We start from the raw sequence: 5,482 nt of genomic DNA on the forward strand, positions 1-5,482 counted from the left end.
GCCCCGCGAACGCGCCCGTGACCTGCTGCGCGTGCCCGCGTTCCGCCGCATCCTCGCGGCGGCGACCGTGCTCGGCGCGGCCACCGTCGGCGACGCCTTCGTGTACCTGCTGCTGCAGCGCCGGATCGGCTTCGCCGAGAGCTGGTTCCCGCTGCTGCCGCTCGGCGCGGCCGCCGTGTACCTGCTGCTCGCGGTCGCCGTCGGCCGGATCGGGGACCGCGTCGGCCGCCGGGTGCCGTTCCTCGCCGGTCACGCGGCGCTCGTCGGCGCGTACGGCCTGCTCCTCGCCCCGGTCGGCGGCGCCCCGCTCCTGGTGGGTGTGCTGCTGCTCGTGGGGGTCTTCTACGCGGCCACCGACGGCGTCCTGATGGCGCTCGCAGGACCGTTCCTCCCGGCGGCGCGCAGGGCGAGCGGGATGGCGGTGCTCCAGACCGGGCAGGCGCTCAGCCGCCTCCTCGCCGCCGCGGGTTTCGGCGCCGCCTGGACCTGGTGGGGTACGACCGCGGCGCTCACAGCGGCGGTGCTCGCACTGTGCACGGCGCTCGGTGTGGCGGCGCTGCTGCTTCGACCGCTTGAGACCCGCCGATCGGAGGGCTCCCCGGCGACCAACTCCCGTACGGATGAACCAAGTTCGGAGGCTCCCTGATGCGAGTGGCACGTCCCTTCGGCTCGCTGCGGTCCCGGATCGTCGCCGTGGCCGTCGCCACCGCCGTCCTCGCGGGCGTAGCCGTCACCTATACGGTGCACGCCGTCCGCCGCGCCCAACCCGCCGCCGCCACCTCGGAGTTCGGGCTCGACCGCGGTTACCTGTACGTCCGTGACGGGGCGGAACGCGCCGACGGCCGGGTCGCCCGCGTACCCCTGGAGGGCGGCAGGCGCGGCGGGGGCGGTCCGTCCTGCGAGCGGTTCCACGCCGCGGCCGACACCGCGCTCTGTCTCCAGCGGCGCGCCGGAGTCCCGCCCAAGTCGTACGCCGTCGTCCTGAACCGGCGCTTGCGGGAGCGGCGGCGGATCGCGCTCACCGGGATACCCAACCGGGCGCGGGTGTCGGCCTCGGGGCGGATGCTGTCGTGGACGATGTTCGCGACCGGTGACTCGTACGCGGGCTCGTCGTTCTCCACCCGCACCTCGATCCTGGACACCCGCACCGGGTACCTGATCAAGAACATGGAGGAGATCCCGCTCACCGTCGACGGCCGCCGCTACCACTCCCCGGACGTCAACTACTGGGGCGTCACGTTCGCCGAGGACGACAACCGCTTCTACGCCACGGTGTCGACGAAGGGCCGCACCTACCTCGTCCAGGGCGATATGCGCCGCTGGTCGGCCCGTGCGCTGCGGCAGAACGTGGAGTGCCCCTCGCTGTCGCCGGACAACACCCGGATCGCGTTCAAGAAGCGGGTACGGCAAGGGAGTTCGAACCCTTGGCGGCTTCATGTACTCGACCTGCGCACCCTGCGCGAACACCCCGTCGCCGAGCGCCGCAGCGTCGACGACCAGGCGGCCTGGCTGGACGACGACACCCTCGCGTACGCCCTGCCGGGGCGCGAGGGCCGCAAAAGCGACGTGTGGACCGTACCGGCCGATGGTGACGGCGGCCCCAAGTTGCGGGTGGCCGGGGGGAGTTCACCTGCCGTGGTGCGGTGAGGTGAGGTGAGGTGAGGTGGAGGCCGGTCGGGGTCGGTCGGGGGTGCTGTTCGAGGTGGACGCTGTCGCCGTGCGGCCGGTCACGGTGTGACGATGGGGAAGGCGCGGGTCGGCTCGTCGAGGAGGGCGAACAGCTTCTTGATCAGCGAGGCGTCGCCCTTCATGGTGATGCCGTCCGTGCCCTTCCCCGCGAGCAGGGCGAGGAGTTGAGGCTTCGTCATCGTCATGGTGAGACCCGCCTCGTCGTTCGGCTCGGTGTCCTCGGTCCAGGTGAGGAGGCCGTGGGCGAGCCTCAAGTGCCAGTAGCGGTCGCCCAGTTGCCAGTCGATGGCCAAGCGGGTGTCCCACGCCCTGGGGCCGTCGACGCGTACGGCGATGCTGTCGACGAGCTGGCCGACGGGGAGCTGCAGGAACATGTCGGGTCCCGCGCTCGACCCCTCGGGCGGGGTGATGCCGTGGACGAGTTCCTGGGCGCCGGTGAGGTAGAAGTTGCGCCACACCGCGTTCTCGCTGCCCCGGCCGAGCCGCGTGTACACCTCGGCCAACTGCCCCTTGGCCAGCGTGTCCTGGGGGTAGTTGAACACCGCGTGGTTGAGCAGTGTGACCGCGAACCGCAGGTCCCCGCGCCGTACGTACGCGCGGGCCCGTCGGCGTACCGCGGCCTGGCCGCCCAGGCACTCCACCCAGCGGCGGGCCTCCGCGGCCGGCGGGTGTTCCCACAGGTGGGCGGGGTTGCCGTCGAACCAGCCCATGTAGCGCTGGTAGACGGCCTTCACGTTGTGGCTGAGTGAGCCGTAGTAGCCGCGGTTGGCCCACACCCGGTCGAGCTGCGGCGGCAGCCGGAAGTCCTCGGCGATCTCCAGGCCCGTGTGCCCCTTGTTGATGAGGCGCACGGTCTGGTCGTGCAGATAGCCGTACAGGTCGCGCTGGTGCGTGAGCAGCTCGACGATGGCGTCGTTGCCCCAGGTCGGCCAGTGGTGCGAGGCGAACGCGACATCGGCCTCGCCCGCGTACAGGCCGATGGACTCGGTGAGATACCCGGCCCAGGCGTGCGCGTCGCGGACCTGGGCGCCGCGCAGGGTGACGATGTTGTGCATGGTGTGCGTGGCGTTCTCGGCCATGCAGACCGCGCGCAGCTCGGGGAAGAGGAAGTTCATCTCCGCCTGCGCCTCGGTCCCCGGGGTCATCTGGAACCGGATGAGGACACCGTCGAGGGTGAGCTCCTGGCCGGTCTTCTCCACGTACTCGGTGGGTGCGATCAGGCCCACGGTGCCCAGGGACACGTTCAGGCCGAGCCCGCAGCCGAGTTGGGCCTTCGCGCCGATTTCGAGCTGGGCCCCGTACATGTACGCGGCGCGGCGGCTCATGGCCGTACCGACGTAGATGTTCTCGGTGACGGCGTGCTCCATGAAGCCCTGCGGCGCGACCACCGGGATGCCGTCGGCGCCGTCGGGTAGCACCCCACGGCAGCCGCCGAAGTGGTCGATGTGCGGATGCGTGTAGATCAGTGCGGTGACCGCCCGCTCGCCGCGGTGCTCGCGGTAGAGCGCCAGCGCGGCGGCCGCGGTCTCGGCGGAGATCAGCGGGTCGATGATGATGACGCCCGTGTCGCCCTCGACGATCGTCATGTTGGACAGGTCGAGGCCGCGCACCTGGTAGACGCGGTCCGTGACCTTGTACAGGCCCTGCTTGGCGAGGAGCCGGGCCTGCCGCCACAGGCTGGCGTCGACGGTGTCGGGCGGAGTGCCCGCGCCCGAGCCCTCGCCCGAGCCGGTGCCCTCCTCGGTGAGGAAGCGGTACGCGTCCGGATCCCATGCCGTACGGCCGTCCGGGGTGGTGATCGGCCCGCCCGTGAACGCGGCGACGAAGCCGCGGTCCGCGTCCTCGAAGTCGCCCCGGTCGTCGTACGGCAGGTTGTCCGTGCGCGTGGGGGAGTCGCCGCCGCCGGACGAGTCCCGGCCCTCGGAGCCCGCGTCCAGGGCGTGCGCCGTGAGCGGGTTGAGCGAGACGGCGGCGGCCGCCGCACCTGTCGCGGCGGCCACGAAGCCGCGCCGGTCCATCGGAGTCATGGTGGATTCGCCTTCGGGATCGGGTGGTTGGGCCCAGGGCTTGGCCACTATTGCATTTGGACTGCAATACGAGTCAAGGGTCGGGAGGGCGCTTGTTGCAGTGTTCATGAAATAAGGGGTGGGGTGGTGGTCCCGCCCGCGACCGGCTCTGCCCCGGCGCCGCGCACGGGTGCGAGGATGGCGGAGTGATCAGATCTGACACCGACGAGGGCGCCGACGACGACGGCATGGGCGACGGCACGCGCGAGGACGCGGACGGGGCCACCGGCACCGGCAGGCGCTGGCGGCGCGATCCGCAGTGGACGCGTGCGACCCTCGTCGACACGCTGCTCGAACTGACCGCGGAGGGCGCCCGCGAACCGACCCGCAAGGCCATCGCCGAGCGCGCCGGAGTCTCCGAACGCACCGTCTTCGTCCACTTCGCCGACCGCGAGGCCCTGTACGTCACCGCCGCCGAACGGCAGGCCGGGCGCTGGCAGGCACTCGCGAAGCCCGTACCGCCCGAGTGGCCCGCCGACCGGAAGGTACGCGCACTCGTGGCCCAACGCGCCCTGATGTACGAGCTGATGACACCGATCCGCAAGGTCGGCCTCCGCCTCGAAGCCGACTCGCCGGGCCTGCGCCGCGTGATGGCCGACGGCGACGCCTGGCTCCGCGCCGACCTGGCGGAGCTGTTCGCCCCCGAGCTGCGCCGTACGTCCGGAGCGCGCAGGCCGGGCGGGCTCCTCGACGCCCTGGACGCGGCGTCCTCCTGGGCGGCCTGGGACCACCTCCGCACCCGGCGCGGACTCGACGTGGGGCCCACGGGGGCGGCGCTACGGCGGACGCTGCGGGCGCTCCTTGACGCGGCGGGGACGCGGGGGGAACCGGGCGGCGTGTGACCTCAGCGGCGTGTGCCCTCAGCGGCCGCGTGCCTTCAGCGGCCGGGGGTGCTCGGCTCAGCCCGTCAGCTCGTCAGTGAGAGCACAAGAGCGGCGCTCGGCGCGCAGCGGAGCAGGCCCTCGCGTACGGCGGCGGCGGCCTCCGGCAGGGGGACGTGGCGCACCCGCAGGTCGGCCTCCGAGGGCTCTGGGGTTGCCGGGCCAGGTGACGGTCGGTCGACGTGCCACAGGTGGACCTTGCAGTCGGTGAGGCCGGGCAGTGGGTGCAGGAAACCGTGCCCCGTCCATGTGCCGCCGTGGTGGCCCGTCTCCTCGGCCAGCTCGCGGCGGGCCGCGGCCGACGGGTCGGCGTCGGCCAAGTCGACGGCGCCGCCGGGGAGTTGCCACAGGGTGCCGGTGAGGTAGTGGTACTGCTCGATGACGAGAAGGTGCCCGTCCACCACGGCCGCCACCCGCACCTGGTCGGGCGCCCGCACCCAGTCGTAGTCGCCGGGCCGTCCGTCGGGTCCGGTGATCCGGTCGCGGTGCACCTGGAATCGGGGGCCGGCCCACGACGCCGTACTGCTGTGCCGGGTCCACGGTCCGCGCTGCTGCTCCACGGGGGAACCGTACGGCACGGTCGTCAGCCGGTCACCGGCCCCCCCCCCCGGGGCGGCGCGTGGACACCTGAGGTCCAACTCATCCTGGCCGATGGCCAGTTAGGGACGTTTCGCTTCAGCTCGGGTGGGGGAACTGACAGCGGTGGCCCCGCCGCGCCACTTCCGACCGACCGACCGACCGAACGAACGGGCGCGGCGCGGGCACCGGGCGTCGCGGTGCTCGCGCACAGCGGACGGACAACGGGGGCGGCGGCTGCATGGCGAACAGGGCGGACAGGGCGGGCAG

The 5,482-nt window shown here is 72.7% G+C and carries 5 protein-coding genes; 3 read left to right on the forward strand and 2 right to left on the reverse strand.

Features of this window, described 5'->3' with window-relative positions:
* Positions 1-646, forward strand: a 646-nt coding sequence (locus GUY60_RS33475) for an MFS transporter (RefSeq protein WP_161704766.1), incomplete at its 5' end; no start/stop codon positions are given.
* Positions 646-1,647, forward strand: coding sequence for a TolB-like translocation protein (locus GUY60_RS33480; protein WP_161704768.1), 1,002 nt, complete (start codon positions 646-648; stop codon positions 1,645-1,647). The genes GUY60_RS33475 and GUY60_RS33480, both read left to right, overlap by 1 nt.
* 80 nt (positions 1,648-1,727) lie before the next feature.
* On the opposite strand, the gene GUY60_RS33485 is transcribed toward GUY60_RS33480, so the two are convergent.
* Positions 1,728-3,716 (reverse strand): alkyl/aryl-sulfatase, encoded by a 1,989-nt coding sequence (locus tag GUY60_RS33485; protein WP_161704770.1) that lies wholly within the window; start codon positions 3,714-3,716, stop codon positions 1,728-1,730.
* Between the two features lie 185 nt (positions 3,717-3,901).
* Here GUY60_RS33485 and GUY60_RS33490 point away from each other — a divergent pair, with 185 nt between their 5' ends.
* Complete coding sequence (locus GUY60_RS33490) at positions 3,902-4,597, forward strand: TetR/AcrR family transcriptional regulator (RefSeq protein WP_312866519.1); 696 nt, start codon at positions 3,902-3,904, stop codon at positions 4,595-4,597.
* Between the two features lie 65 nt (positions 4,598-4,662).
* Here GUY60_RS33490 and GUY60_RS33495 read toward each other — a convergent pair whose 3' ends face one another.
* A complete protein-coding gene (locus GUY60_RS33495; protein ID WP_161704771.1) occupies positions 4,663-5,196 on the reverse strand; it encodes an NUDIX domain-containing protein in 534 nt (177 codons plus the stop codon).
* Positions 5,197-5,482 lie beyond the last annotated feature (286 nt).

The sequence above is a fragment of the Streptomyces boluensis genome, from assembly GCF_009908195.1.
Classification (GTDB): domain Bacteria; phylum Actinomycetota; class Actinomycetes; order Streptomycetales; family Streptomycetaceae; genus Streptomyces; species Streptomyces boluensis.

Bases quoted from the DNA above. Each gene is read 5' to 3' on its own strand.
- GUY60_RS33485 (WP_161704770.1), bottom strand. From the start codon at position 3,716: ATGACTCCGATGGACCGGCGCGGCTTCGTGGCCGCCGCGACAGGTGCG.
- GUY60_RS33480 (WP_161704768.1), top strand. From the start codon at position 646: ATGCGAGTGGCACGTCCCTTCGGCTCGCTGCGGTCCCGGATCGTCGCC.